Origin of the sequence: Psychrobacter sp. PP-21 (assembly GCF_033790785.1) — a bacterium.
Classification (GTDB): Bacteria; Pseudomonadota; Gammaproteobacteria; order Pseudomonadales; family Moraxellaceae; genus Psychrobacter.
The window spans coordinates 1-404 of sequence record NZ_JAMYEB010000101.1; the positions used below are offsets into that span (position 1 = coordinate 1).

The 404-nt window shown below is 61.6% G+C and carries 1 protein-coding gene; it reads right to left on the bottom strand.

Annotated features, from left to right (window positions below):
- The coding region (locus NJD71_RS13755) for a hypothetical protein (RefSeq protein ID WP_319052456.1) at positions 1 to 361 on the bottom strand (361 nt) is incomplete at its 3' end.
- Positions 362 to 404: the final 43 nt, after the last annotated feature.

Here is a 404-nt window from a genome sequence, read left to right on the forward strand (position 1 = left end):
TCTCCGTTGCGATCTGCGCCAAGAGATTCGATTTGATGATCTCCGAGTTTACGTTGTCGAGAAAGATCACCGGATGAGCGCTGACAAGCGCTGCGGTCAAGCGCTTATCGAGCTCTTTGCGGTCGCCCGCCGTTGTGAACGGACTCGGCGCCACATTATATGCGATCCTGGCGATGGCTCGGACCAGTTTGCCTTTTCCAACGCCAGCGCCGGAGTACTGCGGCGAGCAAAAGACGAATCCGGGCGCAAGCGCCAGGCTGGGGCGGCTGACCGCCGTAAGGATCGCGGCAAGGTGGGTCGATTCGTCGGCGCCCGGCGGCTTCGTGAGGTCCACGACCTGCTTGCGGCCGGAGCCGTTCACGAAGTTCGCGTCCCTAAAGGGGAATGTTGCGAAGGTGCGACGC